The organism is Rhodococcus sp. K11/5 (assembly GCF_055193735.1).
In genome coordinates this window covers 174,352-190,818 of sequence record NZ_CM143721.1, presented here as the reverse complement: position 1 = coordinate 190,818, position 16,467 = coordinate 174,352, and the positions used below count along the sequence as shown (strand labels likewise).

Sequence of the window (16,467 nt, the reverse complement as noted above, 5' to 3'; positions counted from 1 at the left end):
TATTTCGAGTTCACGGAAGGTGATCATGGAGCGCATCGAGCGCAGTACCGACGTCGTGGTGATCGGTGCGGGCGTGTCCGGCCTGACCGCTACCAGGGAACTGAGGAAATCCGGCGCGTCGGTCATCGTCCTCGAGGCGCGCGACCGAGTCGGGGGACGCACGGAAACCCGCGACGTCGACGGTGCGACCCTCGAGATCGGCGGCCAGTGGGTCTCGCCCGACCAGACGGCGTTGATCGACCTCGCCGAAGAACTGGGCCTCGAGCTCTTCTCCCGCTACCGCGAGGGCGAGAACATCTACGTCCGCAGCGACGGCGAGGCCGTCCGCTACACCGGCGACGAGCTCCCCACGGGCGAGGGCACCAACGCCGAGATCGACCGCCTGGTGCGCCTGGTCGACGATCTCGCCGCAGAACTCGACCCCGAGCAACCCTGGGCCCATCCCCGCGCGGCCGAGCTCGACAGCATCCCGTTCGCGTCGTGGTTGGCCCGAGAATCCGACGACGCCGTCGCGTGCGATTCCGTCGCCCTGTTCGTCGCCGGCGGCATGCTGACGAAACCGGCGCACGCGTTCTCGGCGCTGCAGGCGGCGTTCATGGCAGCGTCGGCGGGATCGTTCCTGCACCTCGTCGACGAGGACTTCCAACTGGACAAGCGCATCGTGACCGGTATGCAGTCGGTGTCCGTGCGACTCGCGGAGGACCTCGGTGACGCCGTGATCCTCGGCAGCCCTGTCCGCGAACTCCGGTGGGGCGGTGAGGACGATCCGACCGCGCCGGTCACGGTGATCTCCGACCGCGCGACGGTCACCGCGTCCCGCGTCGTCGTCGCCGTGCCTCCGAACCTGTACAGCCGCATCTCCTTCACCCCGCCCCTGCCGCGACGGCAGCAGCAGGCCCACCAGCACCAGTCCATGGGCCTGGTCATCAAGGTCCACGCCGTCTACGACACCCCGTTCTGGCGTACGGACGGGCTGTCCGGCACCGCCCTGAACCCGTCGGGCGTGGTGCAGGAGGTCTACGACAACACCAATCACGGCGACACGCGGGGCACACTCGTCGCCTTCGTGCCCGAACAGAAGGCGGACGACATGTTCGCGCTCCCGGCCGAGGAGCGGCGGGCGACCGTTCTCCGATCCATCGCCGACGCGCTCGGCGAGACGGCGCTGACCCCGCAGGTCTACTACGAGTCCGATTGGGGCTCGGAGGAATGGACCCGCGGCGCCTACGCGACGAGTTACGACCTCGGCGGTCTGCACCGGTACGGCGACAGTCAGAACGTTCCGGTCGGCCCCATTCACTGGGCGTCGTCGGATATCGCGGGTGTCGGGTTCCAGCACATCGACGGCGCGGTGCGAATCGGTACCGCGACGGGGCGGGCCATCGCCGACATCCTCGACCGGACGTCGGCGACCACGGGCTGACCGTCGGACTCGCCGTCGACGGAAGTTTGTACGGTGGCGGGACGTGGTACGACCATCACCGAACGCGAGAAAGGACGAACGATGATCTTCATCACCGCCAAGTTCAAGGTGAAGCCCGAGCACGCCGAGCAGTGGCCCGAGATCTCCCGCAACTTCACCGAGGCCTGCCAGGCCGAGGAGGGGTGCCTCTGGTACTTCTGGTCGCGCACGCTCGACGACCCCACCGAGTACGTGTTGGTCGAAGCCTTCCGCGACCCCGACGCCGGTGCGGCGCACGTGAACTCGGATCACTTCAAGCAGGCGCAGAAGGATCTGCCGCCGTACCTGGTGGAGACCCCGAAGATCGTGAGCACCGAGGTCGAGGGAACCGGTTGGTCCGAGCTCGGCGAACTCGCGGTCGACTAGGACCGCGTCTGTGTCGGCGCCGTTGCGTCGGCCGAGAACGAAGAATCCCCCACCCGCGAGATCGCCGGTGGGGGATTCTTCTCTGTGCGCCCGAAGGGATTCGAACCCCTAACCTCCTGTTCTGTCCACGTCATGCCCTTGACCAGGACGTTTAGTAGCGCGGCCTAGTCCCATCGACTGTGACGCATGGGACGAATGTGACATATGACCACTGTGACTGATGATGTTGTTGAGACTTACCTGGTGGTCCTTACGGCCGGCGGTTCGCCGGCGAGCACGCGGGCCACGCGACGGTCACACCTCATGCGAGCGTCGAAGTGCCTCGGCGACCTGACGGCCGTCGACGGGCCGGCGCTGGTGCAGTGGTGCGGCCGGCAAGCGTGGTCGGTCGAGACGCGGCGCGGGTACCGAGCGACGTTGCTCGGTTTCTACCGTTGGGCGGTCCAGACGGGCCGGTGCGAGACGAACCCCGCCGAGCATCTGCCACGGGTGAAGCCGGCCACGCCGGCGCCGAGGCCGGCGCCCGAGTGGGCGTACCGCTCGGCGCTCCTGGCGGCCGACCCGCGTGAGCGCGTCATGCTTCGACTGGCGGCCGAGGCCGGCCTACGGCGGGCCGAGGTGGCCGGCCTCCACGCGCACGACCTCACGGCCGACCTGACGGGCCGGTCGCTACGGGTGGTCGGGAAGGGCGAGAAAGTGCGACTGGTACCGCTCACGACGAACCTGGGCGCCGAGGTGGCGGCGATCGCCGAGCGCGGCGGGTACCTGTTCCCAGGCGCCGCCGGCGGCCACCTCTCGCCGAGGTGGGTCGGCAAGGTGGTGGGCCGTCTCCTGCCCGAGGGCGTGACGATGCACCAGTTGCGCCACCGATTCGGCACGCGGGTCTACGGGGCCACGCGGGACATGTTCGCGGTTCAGGATTTGCTCGGCCACGCGTCGCCGGTGACCACCCGGCGCTACGTGATGGTGCCCACGGCCACGCTTCGATCGGCCGTCGACTCGGCGGCCTAGACGCGCACGACGTAGACGACCAGGCCGGCCTTGAAGGTGCCGGCCTCCACGGTCGAGCCGCCGAACCCACGTTGCAGGTAGGCGCGCACGACCTGACCGCCGGTGAACGATGGCGCGGCGGCCGGCGACGCGTAAGCCTCGGGCGTGACCGTGATCGCGTGGAACGCGGTGCTGTCCACGCCCCAACCCACGGCCACCACGGGGCCGGTGCCGGTGTTCGAGCGCACGACGATCTCGGGGCGGGAGCCGGCCGCCTGGGTGCGGGCTTCCCAGCGGCCGAACACCATGAGCCGGTAGCGCCACCCCGGATCGGGAATGGTCACGTTGCAAACTTCGACCTGGGTGGTGGTGGCCGTGCGCGACTGGTATCCCGAGGTCGGGGCGTAGGGGCCGACGATCTGTAGGTTCGCCTCGGCTTTGGGCATGGCCGCATTGGTGAGCGTCTGTTCGATGCGCTCGGCCATTTGCTGGAATACGGCGGCGCCCACCGGGTCGGTGTTGACCGGATAGGGAATGTTGTATTTGGGCGTGTAGGCGACCATGTGTGTGTCCTAATCCACGAATGATGCGGCGGCGGTGTCGATGAAACCGAGGTCGTAGTACGTGACCGACTGGTCGAGCGAATAGCCGGCGGTGCCGGGATAGTCGGCATATCCCCAGCCGTTCGATGCGAACTCACCCCAGGTGACCGGAGTGAATCCCGCCGGCGGTGCCCACGTCGAGGGCGCCAGGTCGATGTCGATGCGCCAGTGGCCGGCCTCGAACGCGACCTCGCCGCCGGCCGGGTGCCACACCGGGGCCATCCCCAGATCGGCGGTGAACGGGGACGCGGCGACGACGACCTGACGGATGGTGCCGGCCGGCAACGTCAGTGACTCGAACGTGTCCCAGCCGGGAATCTCGTTGGTGCGCTTGGTGTCCCAGGTGATGCGCGGGTGCATCGGCTTGGTGGCTTCGCCGGTGACCAGCCGGCGCACGTCCTCGATCACGGGGTCGACGAACCGGCCATCGTTGTACCAGGAATCGAACTTGAGCATCCGGCGCGGCGTCGCGTCGCGGGCCGTCACGGTCGTCACCCAGTCGCGGTAGCCGTTCGGCTTGTCCTTCCACGCGCACACGATGTGGGTGATATCGGTCAGGGAGGACGCCGTGAGCGCGTTCTCGGCGAGCACGTCACAGCCGCCGATGTAGGCGGGTGGGTAGACCTCGGTGTCGATGGCGGCCTGTTTGCCGGTGGGGTCCACCCAGCCGGGAGGGTATATCCCCAGTTTCTTACGGGGGTCGTTACGAATGGCGCCGAGGGTGAGGTTGTAGGCGCCGAACTGGGAGCCGGAGACAATGCGATTGATCGTGTTCCGGTGCGGGTTATAACTCCATTGGTCGGCGAACGTCGAATACATTTCGTTCACCATTTCGAGCACTGTTTTGTCGGTGACGGTGACCGGCCGCACCAGGCCGTCCTTGAAGCGATCCTCGAAGTAGACCTCGCGGATGCCGGCGCCGCCGAGGTTGGCGCGGTCGCGGATGCGGACGGCGCGCAGTTGCATGGATTCCTCGGGGGCGTCGCCGGCGTCGAAGGACACATTGCCGAGCCAGCCGGAGCGGTCGACCGCCTGGACCTGGACGCGCCAGCCGTCGACCTCGCCGGCCGTGGTGCGGTGCCGCCAGCGCGACACGTCCACGTCGGTCGTGAATCCCTGGAACAGGTAGCGGACGCCAGGTTTCGCGCCGCCTCGGTCCACCCAGACGGCCACGCCTCGGCCGATCGCTTCGCGGTCGCGGATGCGAGCCAACCAGGTGCCGGTCGGGTCGAACATCGTGAACGTGAGCACGGTCGGCTCGGGTTGCGCCCACACGTCGGCGCGGCCCCACACGTAGCGGAGCGCACCGACCAGGGTGGGCCGGGTGTGCGAGAACACGGGTTTGCCGCCGGGGCCGGCCTCGGTGTCGCACCGGACGAACTCGCCGTCGAGCGCCAGGACGGGGATCGGGTTGACCATCGGGTCACACCGCCGAGCCGAGACGAACGGCCGGCCGGGTGCCTCGGGTGCGGCGGTCGCGCCGAGTGGCGCCGGCGACCGCGCCGGCGACCGCCTGGGGGTCGACCACGCCCGAGCCGTCCACGGTGATGTTGGTCGACTGGTCGACGCGGACGTAGGTAGCCGAGCCGCCGGCCATCGTGCCGGCGAACGGGGAGCCGGCCGAGGCGGCCGTGATGATGTTCGGCGTGTAGCCGGCCCCGCGGTGGCCGGCGATCACGGAGCCGGGGAGGGCGCCGGCCTCGGCGCCGAGGATCGAGCCGAGCCACCCGGGGGGCGACGGCCACCGGATCGACGCGATGGCCGAGATGAGCGACTGCACCATGCCGATGATCGCGGAGATGGCGCCCGACACCGCGCCGGCCGCACTGGCGACGGCGCCCATGACGCTCGAACCGATCGAGCGGAACGTCTCGAACGCGGCGACCACGTTCGACACCATGCCGGCGACGGTCGAGATGATCGAGCCGAGGACGCCAGCGACGACGCCGAGGATGGCATTCCATACGCCGGCGACGGCGCCCACGATGGTCTGCCATACGGCCACGACGTTTGCCACGGCCGAGACGACGAACCCGACGATTGACTGGAACACGCCGACGACGATGGGGACCACGGCGAGGATGGCGGCGCCGATGAACTGAACCATTGCGGCCCATACGTTTTGGAAGAACTGCGTCTGGGTTGCCAGGTAGACGATGCCGGCGACCAGGGCGGCGACGGCGGCGACGATGAGCACGATCGGGTTGGCGAGCAGCACGAGATTGAGGGCGGCCTGGGCGATCGCCCACACTCGGGTTGCGACGCCGACGATGCGCATGGCGCCGCCGAGGGCGACGGAGGCGATGTTGAACACCGACGCGGCGGCGCCGGCCACAGCGAGCGCCGGCCCGATGGCGAGCAGTGCGCCGAGGACGATCGGGAGCGCCGGCCCGAGGCCGGTCAGCAGCGAGGACACCAGCGCGGCGATCGGCGGGAGCAGCGGGGCCACAGCGCCGACGACGGTGGCGAACGCGGCGCCGAGCGCGTCGATGCCGGGGGTGAGCGCGGTGATGGTGGCCGCCAGTGCGGGGCCGACCGACTCGGCGATCGACACCAGCGACGGCGTGAGCGCGGTGATGATGGTGCCCACCTGAGACATTGCGCCGCCGAGCGGGCCGGCCGCACCGGCGAGTTGCAGGAACAGGTCGAGCACGGGCCGGAGCAGATCGCCGACGCGGGCGAACCCGGCGAACAGTGCGTCGACGTTGATCGACGCGCCGAACTCGATCATCTTGGTGACCAGGCTGTTGAGGCCGGGGCCGAGTCGGGTGATGAACTCGGCCGACTTGTCGGCCAGGGTGCCGATGCCGGCGGCGTTCTGTTTGACCGTGGCGGCCAGGCCACCGAACACGCCGGAGATGGCCGAGGCGACACCGCTCATCTGGGGAGTGATCGCGTCGAGGGTGTCGCCGAGGTCGAGGAACCCCTGGCGCATACCGCCCTCGAACACGCCCGACATGGTGGATTTGAACCGATCGAGCGCCGGCGTGGCGTTGCCGGCGGCGGCCTTGATTCCCTCCATGCCGGCGGCGATGACACCGAGCGCCGGCGCGGCGAGCAGACCCACCGAGGCGCCGGCGATCGCCAGGGCGCCGACCGCCTGGGCGGCGCCGGCCGCGCCGGCGATCGCGGCCGAGCCGATCGCCGTGAGTTTCGCGGCGGTGCGGGACGCGGCCCCGCCGAGCCGGTCGGTGGCGACCTCGGCCTGACGGAACCCTCGGCCGTCGGCGTCACTGATGATGCGGACTCGAAGGATGGCGGTACGGCCGGCCACTATCGGTTCTCCATTTCCTCGGCTTGCCGCTGGATCACGGCGAGCATCGTTGCGAGCATCACGTCAGGTTCGGCCAGCAGCACGGCCGGCGCGATGCCGGTAGAGACGGCCAGGGCGGCGACGAGATAGCCGGCGTCGTCCTCGGGCAGCGCCAGCCTTTCGAGGCCGGCGCCGCCGAGGGCGAGCACGCGGGTTACAGCGTCGGTGTCGGTGCCGTCTGGGGCGCCGGCGTCTCGGCGATCGGTGCCTGGGGAGCCGGCCCGCCGTCGACCACGGGGGCCGGCGTCGGCGTCGGTACCTGGGCGGCCGGCACCGGCTCGGTGCCGGCCGACGTAGGGCGCTCGGGGTCGTCGTCGTCCTGGTCGTCGTCGGCCAGTTCGAGGGTGACGGCGGCCTCGGTGAACGCTTCGAAGTTCCCGGTGAAGTGGCCGAGGCGCCGGCACGCGGCGAACGCCGAGTAGGCGCCGACCATCATTTTGTCTTCCTCGGGACTGGGCCACTGGCGCTTACGCCAGACCATCGAGTAGGCGATCGTGTCGGCGAGCCGGAGCGCGACGGTGACGCGGCGGCCGTCCTCGAACACGACCGTAATCGTCTGGGTTTGGGTGATGGATTCCATTGTGCGGGTGTCCTTCTCGGTAGGTAGTCAGGCGCCGCGAACGCTGTTCACGAGCGAGTCCATGTGATCGTGATATTCGCGTATCCACACCGGCTCGGTGCGTTGCGCGGTGAGGGAGAGCCACGGTTGCGCGGTGATGTTGCGGGCCGCCCATCCCCAGTGGATCGGGCCGGCGTAGGGGACGCTCTTACGGCCGGCCGACACGACGGCCATGCTCGGCGTGGAGCCGGCGGTGCGCACGGACGCGGCGAGCCGGCCCGAGACGCGGGGAGCCGAGACGCGGCCGGCGTCGACCACGACGCCGGCGGCGGCACGGTTGACGGCGGTCATCTGGGAGGCGCGGACGCCGGCCGCTCGAAGCGTCGACCGGAGCCGGCGGGCGCCCTCCACGGTGACGATCGAGCCGGCCACGTCAGGCCGCCGGCGTGGTGCCGCCGGTGGCCGGCTCGGCGGTGAACCGGGGGTCGCCCGAGATGTTCCACTCGAACTCGGACTGGTTGCGCTTCTTCACGTCGCCGCCGAGGTCGATCGGGTCGACCATCACAGTGCCGGCCACCTTCGCCGAGCCGGTGTTGTCGGGGACGAATGTGAACGTGACCTCGGCGCCGGCGTTGGTCCACGTCCAGTCGATGAGGCCGTTCGCTTCGAGGTCCTGGAACAGTGATCCGGCCATCGTCCAGGCGTAGGTGCGGGAGCCGGCGACGGACCCACCGCACAGCGTGGGGGTGGGATCCTCGCTGTCGCCCTTCGCGGCGATTACCAGGTTGGCGATCTGGCACGAAATGTCCAGCGCGACGTTGCCGCCGTTGGGGGCGTCGAGGATGAGCGAGCCGGGGCCGAGCGAGTGGATCGGGCGTTTGGCGGGAGCGGGTGCGGTCATGGTGGGTGGTCTCCTAATCGAGAACGTAGGTGGCGCGCCAGCCGATGACCTGGCCGGCGCTGTTGACGATCGACGCCAGGGCTTCGATCGGTAGTGCGTTCATCGCCTCGAACACGGCGCCGAGGTCGCGGTAGGTGCCGCCTCGGGTGGCGTCGGGGGCGAGTACGTCGATCGACGCGGTGATCGACGGGGGGCCGGCGAGCGTGTCGAACGCCACCGAGTCGACGCCGACCAGGACGGCCGGCGGCGTGAGGTCGGCGACGTTGGTCGACGCGGCGATGCCGAGGTCGCGGAGCGTCTGGGCGAGCGCGTCGAGACGGGCGTCGAGCGTCATACGACGAACCCCTCCTGCCACCGGCCGAGCCGGAGCAGCATCGAAATGTCAGGGTCCGACCGGGCGACGTATATCGGGCCGAACTCCTCGGACGCCAGCGTGCCGTCTGGGGTGTTGCGCCGGCGGTGCAACTTCGCCGCCAGCATCACGGCGCCTCGGTGCAGATCGTCGGGCCACACCGCCGAGGCCGGCACGGGGTCGGCCTCGGCTGTGGTGACGGTCAGGTCGTGCCACCGCGCCATGAGGCCGGCCACCGCGTCGACCACGCCGGCGATGTGGGGATCGCCCTTGTCGGTCGCCAGGTGGACGGCCACGCTCTCGATCAGCGAGTCACGGGTCACGGTCGGCATGGCGTCAGGCGCCGGCGGCCGGTGCGGCGAACTGAACCTTGCGCAGCGCCTCGGGGCGGTTGAGCATCCGGGCGGTGTACCCGAACAGGGCGGCGTCCTGCCCACCCTTTGCGATGTGCTCGGCGCGCACGCGCAGCGGGGAGCCGGCGAGCTCGTAGAACGTCGCGGCGTTCTTCGATCCGACGATGGCCGTCCCCTGTTCCACGCTCATGCTGGTCACCCACTTCGACGGATCGGCGAGCGGGGACAGGTTGCCGTAGTGCGGCGCTTCGAGTACCGACACCTCGAGCAGCGTGAGCATGTCGAGCGGGTTGACGATGGCGAACGTGGCGGGCGACCGCACGGCGGCGTCGATCGTCAGGGCGGCGGCCGAGATGGCGCGCACCATATCCCGGTACGTGGCCGGCAGGACGAGCGCCGAGTCATCGAGCCACGCGGCGGTGTCGAGGTCGGTCTCCTCGGCGTAACTCTCGCTCATCGCCGACCAGTAGGCCGCCAGGAACTCGGTGTCGTTGAAGTCGAAGAACGCACGGTCGATGTCGTGACCGCCAGCCCACCGCACGGCCGAGATTTCGACCGGCTCGGTGGTGACGGGGCCGGTGGGAATCTCGGTCTTGTTGCCGGCGTACTTGCCGACCTTCGGCCGGGTGCCCCAGCGGTAGCCGACCGCCTTGCGCCGAGTCAGCGGCGCGTTGGTGAGCAGCGGGACGATGCGCCGGGAGTAGGGCACACCGGACCACAGTTCGCCGAGCCACGCCGGCGCCGACACGTCGGTCTGTCCGGCCACCGTAATGTCGGACAGTTCCGCGTGAACCTCGGTGCGGCCGTGGTGGGCGTCGGTGATGGTCGAGATGGCCTGGGCGAGAGTCAGACCCGAGCCGCCGGCGGCGCCGGTGCGGACGGGGCCGAGGCCGGTCGGCACGACGGCCGGCCGGGGCGTGGCTGTGGCCGGCGCGGGAGCCGGTGCCGGCGATGCCTCGGCGGCCGGCGCGGGAGCCGGAGCCGGTGCGGGGGCGGGGGCCGGCTCGGCGGCCGGCGCGGCGGGTGCCGGCTCGGGCGCGGGAGCGCCGGCGGCTGTGGTCTCCTCGGCGAGGATGAGAGTATGCTCGGCGTTCTCGGCGTAAACCATTGTTACTCTTGCCCTTTCGTAGGCGGGGATCGGTACCAGTGCCACCTTGCGTAGCACTGAGTCGGTGATGAACGGGCCGTTGCGGGTGATCGGCACGGCCTCGATCGAGAAACAGTCGCGGACGGACTGGGCTTCGATGAGCGCCTGGTCCCCATCGGGCGTGGCCGGCACGGTGAACGTGGCGTACACGCCCACGCCGTTGCCGTCGATCGCGTCGACCCACCAGCGGGACAGGACGCCGACCGGGCCACCGCCATGCGTGGAGTGGTCGCGGAGCAACTTGACGCGGGCCAGATCGTTCGGGATGCGGAGCGATCCACGGGTGAACGTGAGCCGGCCGGCCGTGGTCGCGCCGGCCTGGTCGTAGGGGAGGATGACGCCGGTGATCGTGCGCCGGCGCTGGTCGACTTCGCTTATCTCCATTGTCATCCCAGTCGGTGACGGCCGGGCGATGCCGGCGGGTACGGGTCCACCCACGGGGGCGGGGGTGGGGGTGGTGCGGCCGAGTACGCCAGCGGGGGCGGGCCGGGTGATGGCGTCTGGTAGGCCGGCGCCGGCGGGCCGGCCGGCGCGGCGTAGTGGTCCCCTTCGATCGCGGGCATGGTGCCGGTCGCCGACGTGAACTTGGCGGCCAGTTCCTCGTTGCGCTTACTGAGGTCGTCGTAGTTGCCGTTCACCTTCTGCTCGATCCGGCCGATGTTGGCGCGGACGCCGGCGCCGGCGAGCAGCGCGACGATCGTCGGCGTGGCGAACCCGAGCAGCGTCGGCGCGAACGATGCGAGGTCGCGGCCGTCGAGCGCGGCGTAGCCGAGTCCGACGACGATGAGCAGCACCAGGGCGAGCGCGCCGAGCAGGGCGATAGTCCGGTCGCGGGACGCCAGGCCGTCGCGGTCGTTCATCGACGGCATGTTCACCGGCCGTCGACCAGGTAGCGGGCGGCGAGCCGGGTGACGGCGGCGCGGGTGTCGACCAGCATGGCGGTGTTGACCACGCCGAGGATCAGGGCGGCCAGGGCGGCCGAGTCGCCGAGCGCGCTCACTTCCGCACGTCCCCGGTGATCGGGTTGATGAACCCTGGGATCGACTGGGACCAGCCGATGAGCGCCAGGGCTTCGACCACGGTCAGGCCGGCGAGCATGTCCCAGCCGGGGAAGGACGCCGGCAGGTCGACCGCGCCGTCACGGACCACCAGGTCACGCGACCCGGTGAGTTGTCCCCGAACATCTTTCAGGTCGGACAGGCCGGGGCCGACGTACCCGGTGAGATAGTCGGCGATGTACTGCTTGATCTCATTGACCTCGGCGGCGCTCATCGGTGCGTCCTTCGCGGGAGTAGGTGCGGGTGCGGGGGTGGGCGCCGGCGCGGGGGCCGGCCCATAGATACCGAGGTGGCCGTTGTTCAGTCGCTCGGCGAGCGCGGCCAGGCGGGGATCGCCAGGCAAGACGCCGATCTGGTAATGCATCTGGTCCACCGAGCCGGTCCACCAGCCGCCCCAGTAGATGACACCGCCGAACAGGGCGAGGCCACGTTCGACCTTCGCCACGATGGCGGCGGGCATCTTGCGGGCGAACATCGGATACCACGGGGCGTGAATGTCGATCGCGGTCCCGCTCATGTGGTTCGAGTTGGCTACGTCGTTGTCGTTCGAGTGTCCCCAGACCTGGGACCGGATCGGCTCGATGTGCCTGTCGTAGTAGATGATCCACGCGTTCAGCACGGTCGCCACGTCGCCGGCGCGGATGCCGACTCGCTTGGCGGCCGGCACCACTTCGAGCGCCACGGTGCCGGCGCTGGTCATCATCGGCCAGCCGTTCTCGGACGGGACACCGGGCCGGGTCGGGTACCTCATCGCACAGCCGCCAGCGGCGCCGGCGCCGGCACGGGGCCGCCGTTGTCGGGGGCGCCCACGTTGTCGCCGCCGGTGGTGCCGCCGGCCACGTTCACCAGTGGCGTCGTGTCGAACTCGATCCGGACGCCGGCCGGCACCACGTCGTCCATGCCGAGGCGGGCAGCGATGGCGGCCATGTGCGGGGCGAGTCCGAAGTCGACCAGTTCCTCTAGGCGGGCCTGGGTGTTCTGGTAGGTCATCGAGCCGCCGGGGGTGGTGGCGTCGAGCAGCGCGGCCGGCACGCCGGTGGCGCGGGCAATGTCGACGGCGGCCACGTTGCGGCCGTCGATGAACATGGCCGGATCACGCTTGCCGGCCTCGATCACGTCGATGTTGGCCGAGGCGAATGAGACGCCGTGGCCGGCTCGGCCGCGCGCGGCGACGTAATCGTTGACGATGGCCTGGGCCTTCTCGCGGGTGAGCGGTTCGCCCGAGGTCTGTTTGAGCAGGACGTTGGTCGCCGGCGTTCGGGCGGCGGTGCCGGCGGTGCGGGCGAGGTCGCGGGCGTGGGCGACGGCCGGCCCGCCGTGGGAGAGCAGACCCTCGGATATGCCGGCGATCACCAGCACGGTCGAGTCATCGACCTCGGTGTCCTGGTAGAGAACGCGGCCGTTCGAGCCGATCGTCCACTGGTCGTAGGGGATTCGGTCGGCGGCGACGATGGCGCCGGCCTGGTCGCGTTCGACCGCCCACGCCGAGTAGCCGTGGAAGAACAGGTCGTCGGCCGTCCACAGCATCCGATGGAACGGGGCGATCGGGCCGTCAGTGCGGTCGAGCCACGCCGGCCGGCGAGCGCCGTCGAGCCGGCCGGCCGCGTCGAGCGCCAGCAGCGGGCACCGCGCCAGGTTCGCCACGATGAGGTTGCGGGCGCGGGCCACGGCCGGCACGCGCATGGCCTCGGCTCGGCCTATGTCCTGGCGCGGCCAGTAGTCAGGCGCCTCGATCGTCGCCAGATGGTTCGGGCTTGCCCACACGGACTCGGGCGCCACGCGGTCGACGGTTCGGCCGAGCGCGGCGGCCTGTTGGATCGTCGTCAGTAGTCCCACGCGGAGAACGGTAGGACAGGTGTTCACGCCGATCGGCTTCGATCGCGGCGCGCAGTGCCTTGCGCCCGCCGGCCAGATCGTCGTGATGAGCGCGCAGATGGCGGCCGGCCGCCGTCCACACCTCGGCCAGCGAGGTCGACGCCAGGCGCCAGTCGCACCGGGCGCACAGCGCCACGCGGATGGCGCCGTGATCTATCGTGATCGCTACTGGCGCTTGAGTATTGGGCACCGGGGGTGTTCCTTTCGGGGGTGTCACACGAACATGGTTTCGACGTCGGCCTCGGCGTGGGTGACCACCCACAGCGCGGCGAGCAGTGCTTCGATCTCGGCGATGCTGCCGACCGAGTGTTTGCGGGACAGGACGCGGCCGGCCTCGGCGACGTGACGCATGACGGCGCCGCGCCAGGCTCGGCGCATACCCTCGTCGTGCCGGAGGAACAGCGTCGGCTCACCTTCGCCTCGCTTGGGCGCCAGCCGCGCCAGCAGGTCGTCGGTCGCGGTCGCCCATTCGCGGCCGGTGGGCGCTCGGTGGTCGACGCCGAGCGCGTCGGCCAGGCGGCCACTCGGGCCGTCTGGGTTCACGCCCACGCCGACCGGCCGGCGGGCGTCGACCATGCGGTCGATGAGATCGGCCGCCCACGTCACGCCGGGGCCGCTGTCGACCACCTCGGCGAGGTAGTGGCCGGCCACCTCGGCGACGACGACGACGGCCGACCACGACCGATCGAAGGACGTGGCCGCGCCGATGGCGAACGGGGCACCCTCGGGGATCGTGTCGGTGACGGTCACGGCGTCGAGCGTCGCTTCGGAGAGCAGCGGTTCCTTGCTGCCCGTGGGTCGGTTGGCGTAGCCGCGAATGAACTCGGCCTCGCTCATCTGGGCACGGGCGCGGTGCAGTGTCTCCATGTTCATCGTGTGACCGAACGCCGGGTGGTAGCGGGCGATGGTCTCGAAGTCGGTCGGGTCCAGATCGTCGGGAACCCCGAAGTCGATCAGGCAAGCGTTGGGTTCCTCGCGTGCCTTCTCGATCATGCCGTCGAGCCATTCGGAATCGGCGGTGCCTCGGGTGGACAGGACGACGGTCTGGGCGCCGGCGAACGGCGCTCGGTTGCGCGTCGACTGGGCGGGGGTGATGCCGGCCATGAGCGCGTCACCCTGGGGCCGGGTGTACTCCCACGATTCATCGACCAGGTTGAGGTCGCCCTGTTTGCCGTGGAGCGAACCGGGCGTCGGCGGGTGGGCCTTGAACCGGGAGCCGTTGACGAACTCCATTGCGGTGTTGGCCGAGCCACGCTTGAGCGAGAACAGCGGGGCGAGCGCCGACCGCTCGGCCGGCTCGGCCATCTCGAGAAAGTTCTCACGGGCGTCGAGGCCGGTCTGGGCGGTGTACCAGACGCGGGACGCCGGCACGAGCAGCGAGCGATGAACGCCGGTGGCGAGCATCGAGACGGTCTTGCCGGCCTGGCGCGGGACGGTGACGACGACCAGCGAGTAGAACAGCCGGCCGGTGGCGGGGTCGACCTCGTTCGCCACGGCGGCCGTCGCCGCTTGCCAGGGCATCGACGGCCGGCCGAGGGCGCGGGCGATCTTGCCGATGGCCGGCCCGTAGGTCTTACGGCCGTGGTCCCGTGGCGTCATGTACCTCGGTGGCGGCATGGCCGGTGGTGTCGTCGTCCGATGCTCCGAGGTCATTGAGCAGATCCTTCAGTGAGTTGTCCGTCTCGGTCGCTCGGGAATCCGGCGTGAGCCGCAGTTCTCGCAGCGCCTCGGTCACGGCCGGGAGCAACTTGCTCGGGCCGTAGGGCTTGTTCTGGGATTCGAACTCATCGAGCGACCAGGCCGCCGAGCGGACCAGCGTCACCAGGGCTTCGTCCTCGGGCCGGATGAGCGCCGACTCGGCGGCGGCGTTCATCGCTCGGTCGACCGCCTGGGCGTGCCGGCCGGCGCGGGGAGCGAGCACGGGGGCCGCGCCGAACAGGTCCGTCTGTCCGTCGCCGGGTGCCCTCGGGTCAGGTCGTGGCATGGTCGTGTCCTCTCGTGTGTACCGACCCCCCGGTGCCCGTGACCTGGGGGAAAACTTGGCAGACGCGGGGCTTCCTGGGGGGGTCGGTCGCTCTAAAACCGCAGGTCAGAGCGTTATTGGTGCATCGCCGCAGGTCACAGCGTCGCACAGCATAACCGCAGGTCACAGCGTTGCGGGGCCGCATGGTCATACCCTACAGCGCATGACGATCGGGCGGCCGTGACCAGTCGAGCGAGGCCGGCGCCCGCTCGGTGGGGAGCGGGTGCCGCCGGTACCACTCGGCCAGGGGGAGGGCGCCTCGGGCGCTGTTGCATGACAGGTGGGCCGGCCGGAGGTTGTCGAGCGTGTCGGCGCCGCCGGCCACCCTGGGCACCACATGGTCGGCGGTGGTCGCGCCGAGCCGTCCGCATAGATGGCACCGCCGGCCGTAGGTCGCCAGGGTGAGCGCGGTGAGCGCCTGGGATGCGCGGCCGGCCCATCGGTTCACGGGGCCACGTCCACGCCGAGCCGGCCGAGCGCGTCGGCGAGCACGTCGCGGTTGCGCCGAGGGCGAGCACTGAGCACCAGCCGTCCGCGTATCACCTCACGATCGCCGAGGACGTAAGCCTCGGCGAGACAGTCGATTTCGACGGGACAGCCGGCGCACATGAACACCTGCCACGGTTCGGCTCGGCGCCTGTTCTTGCCTCGGGTGCCGGTGTCGTTGTCGATACTGGCGTCCCACGCCTCGGGGTCGGTGCCTCGGCACGCGGCCGAGTTGCGCCAGCCGGGGCGCGGGAGCGTGTCGCCGGCGATCGGCTCGGCCGGCGCGCTCACTGGTCGGCCGCTCGGTCGGCACCGGCCCACTGGTCGAGGCCGTGGAGGGCCGTCTCGATCGCGGTGCGGGCGTCACTGAGGTTGTCGTAGACGGGAGCGAGCGCGTCGCGGTCGATGTTCACGGTCGGCACCAGCGCGGCGTGCGTGACGGCCAGGTCGTCGGCGATGTGGACCAGGCGCCGAGTGATCGCGTCGATGGTCTCCTGTTGCCAGATGGCGCGGGCGATCGCCTCGGCGGCCTGGGCGATCGGCGGGCCGGTGTTCGGAACTCGGTCCGTACTTTCCGGGGCGGTGTTCGGAACTCGGTCCGTACTTTTCGGGCGGGACCATCGGGGGGCTTTGCTCTCGCTCATCGTCGTGTCCTGTTCTCGGGTGGTGGGTTGGGCGCTGTTCGTGCGTCTCGGTGGGTCTGGGGTTCGGCAATCACGGAGGGAGGGAAGGGAAGTGCGGGAGGGAGGGCGTACCCCGTACCGCAATGGCACGGGAGCACTCCGGCGGCGTGGAATCACGTCGGTCGGTCGGTCGATTGGTCGGTCGATGAATGCACGCGCACCGGGGATTACTCGGTGCGCCGGGACTGGGGTACTTGTGTGGCCGTTCACGGCGGCGCGGTGCCGTGTCCTGCCCGAGTCCGCCTTTACCAGGTACGACCACACAATCGGGGAAGGGTGCAACTGCCCCTCTGACGG

General features: G+C 70.3%; 22 protein-coding genes. 3 read left to right on the top strand and 19 right to left on the bottom strand.

The window, feature by feature from the left end:
- The first annotated feature begins 25 nt into the window (after window positions 1-25).
- From ACY466_RS00885 to ACY466_RS00875, 3 genes are all read left to right on the top strand, one after another.
- On the top strand, window positions 26-1,423 hold the full coding sequence (locus tag ACY466_RS00885) for a flavin monoamine oxidase family protein (protein ID WP_463249026.1): 1,398 nt from the start codon (window positions 26-28) through the stop codon (window positions 1,421-1,423).
- An 81-nt stretch (window positions 1,424-1,504) separates the two neighbouring features.
- Complete coding sequence (locus ACY466_RS00880) at window positions 1,505-1,828, top strand: putative quinol monooxygenase (RefSeq protein WP_463249024.1); 324 nt, start codon at window positions 1,505-1,507, stop codon at window positions 1,826-1,828.
- 303 nt (window positions 1,829-2,131) lie between these two features.
- Complete coding sequence (locus ACY466_RS00875; RefSeq protein ID WP_463249022.1) at window positions 2,132-2,839, top strand: tyrosine-type recombinase/integrase; 708 nt, start codon at window positions 2,132-2,134, stop codon at window positions 2,837-2,839.
- Here ACY466_RS00875 and ACY466_RS00870 read toward each other — a convergent pair.
- From ACY466_RS00870 to ACY466_RS00780, 19 genes are all read right to left on the bottom strand, one after another.
- Window positions 2,836-3,381, bottom strand: a complete 546-nt coding sequence (locus ACY466_RS00870) for a hypothetical protein (protein ID WP_463249020.1) — start codon at window positions 3,379-3,381, stop codon at window positions 2,836-2,838. The two genes, ACY466_RS00875 and ACY466_RS00870, sit on opposite strands and share 4 nt — an antisense overlap.
- Window positions 3,382-3,390: 9 nt before the next feature.
- The gene (locus ACY466_RS00865) at window positions 3,391-4,839 is read right to left on the bottom strand and encodes a hypothetical protein (protein ID WP_463249016.1); all 1,449 of its coding nucleotides are present in this window, start codon (window positions 4,837-4,839) and stop codon (window positions 3,391-3,393) included.
- A gap of 4 nt (window positions 4,840-4,843) precedes the next feature.
- Window positions 4,844-6,694 carry a hypothetical protein gene (locus ACY466_RS00860; protein WP_463249014.1) on the bottom strand — a complete coding sequence of 617 codons (1,851 nt, stop codon included), beginning with the start codon at window positions 6,692-6,694 and terminating at the stop codon, window positions 4,844-4,846.
- A complete protein-coding gene (locus ACY466_RS00855; RefSeq protein ID WP_463249012.1) occupies window positions 6,694-6,882 on the bottom strand; it encodes a hypothetical protein in 189 nt (62 codons plus the stop codon). Before ACY466_RS00855 ends, ACY466_RS00860 begins: the two co-directional genes overlap by 1 nt.
- A 5-nt stretch (window positions 6,883-6,887) precedes the next feature.
- Complete coding sequence (locus ACY466_RS00850; protein ID WP_463249010.1) at window positions 6,888-7,277, bottom strand: hypothetical protein; 390 nt, start codon at window positions 7,275-7,277, stop codon at window positions 6,888-6,890.
- Between the two features lie 63 nt (window positions 7,278-7,340).
- Complete coding sequence (locus ACY466_RS00845; RefSeq protein ID WP_463249007.1) at window positions 7,341-7,724, bottom strand: HK97 gp10 family phage protein; 384 nt, start codon at window positions 7,722-7,724, stop codon at window positions 7,341-7,343.
- A 1-nt stretch (window position 7,725) separates the two neighbouring features.
- Window positions 7,726-8,193, bottom strand: coding sequence for a hypothetical protein (locus ACY466_RS00840; protein ID WP_463249004.1), 468 nt, complete (start codon window positions 8,191-8,193; stop codon window positions 7,726-7,728).
- 13 nt (window positions 8,194-8,206) lie between these two features.
- A complete protein-coding gene (locus ACY466_RS00835; protein WP_463249001.1) occupies window positions 8,207-8,527 on the bottom strand; it encodes a hypothetical protein in 321 nt (106 codons plus the stop codon).
- A complete protein-coding gene (locus tag ACY466_RS00830; RefSeq protein WP_463248998.1) occupies window positions 8,524-8,877 on the bottom strand; it encodes a hypothetical protein in 354 nt (117 codons plus the stop codon). Before ACY466_RS00830 ends, ACY466_RS00835 begins: the two co-directional genes overlap by 4 nt.
- A gap of 4 nt (window positions 8,878-8,881) precedes the next feature.
- On the bottom strand, window positions 8,882-10,429 hold the full coding sequence (locus tag ACY466_RS00825; RefSeq protein ID WP_463248994.1) for a phage major capsid protein: 1,548 nt from the start codon (window positions 10,427-10,429) through the stop codon (window positions 8,882-8,884).
- 2 nt (window positions 10,430-10,431) lie between these two features.
- Window positions 10,432-10,905 carry a hypothetical protein gene (locus ACY466_RS00820; RefSeq protein ID WP_463248992.1) on the bottom strand — a complete coding sequence of 158 codons (474 nt, stop codon included), beginning with the start codon at window positions 10,903-10,905 and terminating at the stop codon, window positions 10,432-10,434.
- 11 nt (window positions 10,906-10,916) lie between these two features.
- Entirely contained in the window at window positions 10,917-11,045 is a 129-nt protein-coding gene (locus tag ACY466_RS00815) for a hypothetical protein (RefSeq protein ID WP_463248989.1), read from the bottom strand.
- Entirely contained in the window at window positions 11,042-11,854 is an 813-nt protein-coding gene (locus tag ACY466_RS00810) for a M15 family metallopeptidase (RefSeq protein ID WP_463248987.1), read from the bottom strand. Before ACY466_RS00810 ends, ACY466_RS00815 begins: the two co-directional genes overlap by 4 nt.
- Window positions 11,851-12,939: a phage portal protein gene (locus tag ACY466_RS00805; protein WP_463248985.1), complete on the bottom strand. Its 1,089-nt coding sequence runs from the start codon at window positions 12,937-12,939 to the stop codon at window positions 11,851-11,853. The genes ACY466_RS00810 and ACY466_RS00805 overlap by 4 nt, the downstream gene beginning before the upstream one ends.
- A gap of 252 nt (window positions 12,940-13,191) precedes the next feature.
- Window positions 13,192-14,577 carry a hypothetical protein gene (locus tag ACY466_RS00800; protein ID WP_463248983.1) on the bottom strand — a complete coding sequence of 462 codons (1,386 nt, stop codon included), beginning with the start codon at window positions 14,575-14,577 and terminating at the stop codon, window positions 13,192-13,194.
- Window positions 14,552-14,962, bottom strand: a complete 411-nt coding sequence (locus ACY466_RS00795; RefSeq protein WP_463248981.1) for a hypothetical protein — start codon at window positions 14,960-14,962, stop codon at window positions 14,552-14,554. Before ACY466_RS00795 ends, ACY466_RS00800 begins: the two co-directional genes overlap by 26 nt.
- A gap of 193 nt (window positions 14,963-15,155) precedes the next feature.
- Window positions 15,156-15,449 carry an HNH endonuclease gene (locus ACY466_RS00790; protein WP_463248979.1) on the bottom strand — a complete coding sequence of 98 codons (294 nt, stop codon included), beginning with the start codon at window positions 15,447-15,449 and terminating at the stop codon, window positions 15,156-15,158.
- A complete protein-coding gene (locus tag ACY466_RS00785; RefSeq protein WP_463248977.1) occupies window positions 15,446-15,778 on the bottom strand; it encodes a WhiB family transcriptional regulator in 333 nt (110 codons plus the stop codon). Before ACY466_RS00785 ends, ACY466_RS00790 begins: the two co-directional genes overlap by 4 nt.
- Window positions 15,775-16,131, bottom strand: a complete 357-nt coding sequence (locus ACY466_RS00780; protein WP_463248975.1) for a hypothetical protein — start codon at window positions 16,129-16,131, stop codon at window positions 15,775-15,777. Before ACY466_RS00780 ends, ACY466_RS00785 begins: the two co-directional genes overlap by 4 nt.
- Window positions 16,132-16,467: the final 336 nt, after the last annotated feature.

What these genes read in the sequence shown, in the direction of transcription:
- ACY466_RS00885 (WP_463249026.1), top strand. Translation starts at nt 26, where the DNA reads ATGGAGCGCATCGAGCGCAGTACCGACGTCGTGGTGATCGGTGCGGGC.
- ACY466_RS00880 (WP_463249024.1), top strand. Translation starts at nt 1,505, where the DNA reads ATGATCTTCATCACCGCCAAGTTCAAGGTGAAGCCCGAGCACGCCGAG.
- ACY466_RS00875 (WP_463249022.1), top strand. Translation starts at nt 2,132, where the DNA reads ATGCGAGCGTCGAAGTGCCTCGGCGACCTGACGGCCGTCGACGGGCCG.
- ACY466_RS00870 (WP_463249020.1), bottom strand. Translation starts at nt 3,381, where the DNA reads ATGGTCGCCTACACGCCCAAATACAACATTCCCTATCCGGTCAACACC.
- ACY466_RS00865 (WP_463249016.1), bottom strand. Translation starts at nt 4,839, where the DNA reads ATGGTCAACCCGATCCCCGTCCTGGCGCTCGACGGCGAGTTCGTCCGG.
- ACY466_RS00840 (WP_463249004.1), bottom strand. Translation starts at nt 8,193, where the DNA reads ATGACCGCACCCGCTCCCGCCAAACGCCCGATCCACTCGCTCGGCCCC.
- ACY466_RS00835 (WP_463249001.1), bottom strand. Translation starts at nt 8,527, where the DNA reads ATGACGCTCGACGCCCGTCTCGACGCGCTCGCCCAGACGCTCCGCGAC.
- ACY466_RS00830 (WP_463248998.1), bottom strand. Translation starts at nt 8,877, where the DNA reads ATGCCGACCGTGACCCGTGACTCGCTGATCGAGAGCGTGGCCGTCCAC.
- ACY466_RS00825 (WP_463248994.1), bottom strand. Translation starts at nt 10,429, where the DNA reads ATGGAGATAAGCGAAGTCGACCAGCGCCGGCGCACGATCACCGGCGTC.
- ACY466_RS00820 (WP_463248992.1), bottom strand. Translation starts at nt 10,905, where the DNA reads ATGAACGACCGCGACGGCCTGGCGTCCCGCGACCGGACTATCGCCCTG.
- ACY466_RS00810 (WP_463248987.1), bottom strand. Translation starts at nt 11,854, where the DNA reads ATGAGGTACCCGACCCGGCCCGGTGTCCCGTCCGAGAACGGCTGGCCG.
- ACY466_RS00800 (WP_463248983.1), bottom strand. Translation starts at nt 14,577, where the DNA reads ATGACGCCACGGGACCACGGCCGTAAGACCTACGGGCCGGCCATCGGC.
- ACY466_RS00795 (WP_463248981.1), bottom strand. Translation starts at nt 14,962, where the DNA reads ATGCCACGACCTGACCCGAGGGCACCCGGCGACGGACAGACGGACCTG.
- ACY466_RS00780 (WP_463248975.1), bottom strand. Translation starts at nt 16,131, where the DNA reads ATGAGCGAGAGCAAAGCCCCCCGATGGTCCCGCCCGAAAAGTACGGAC.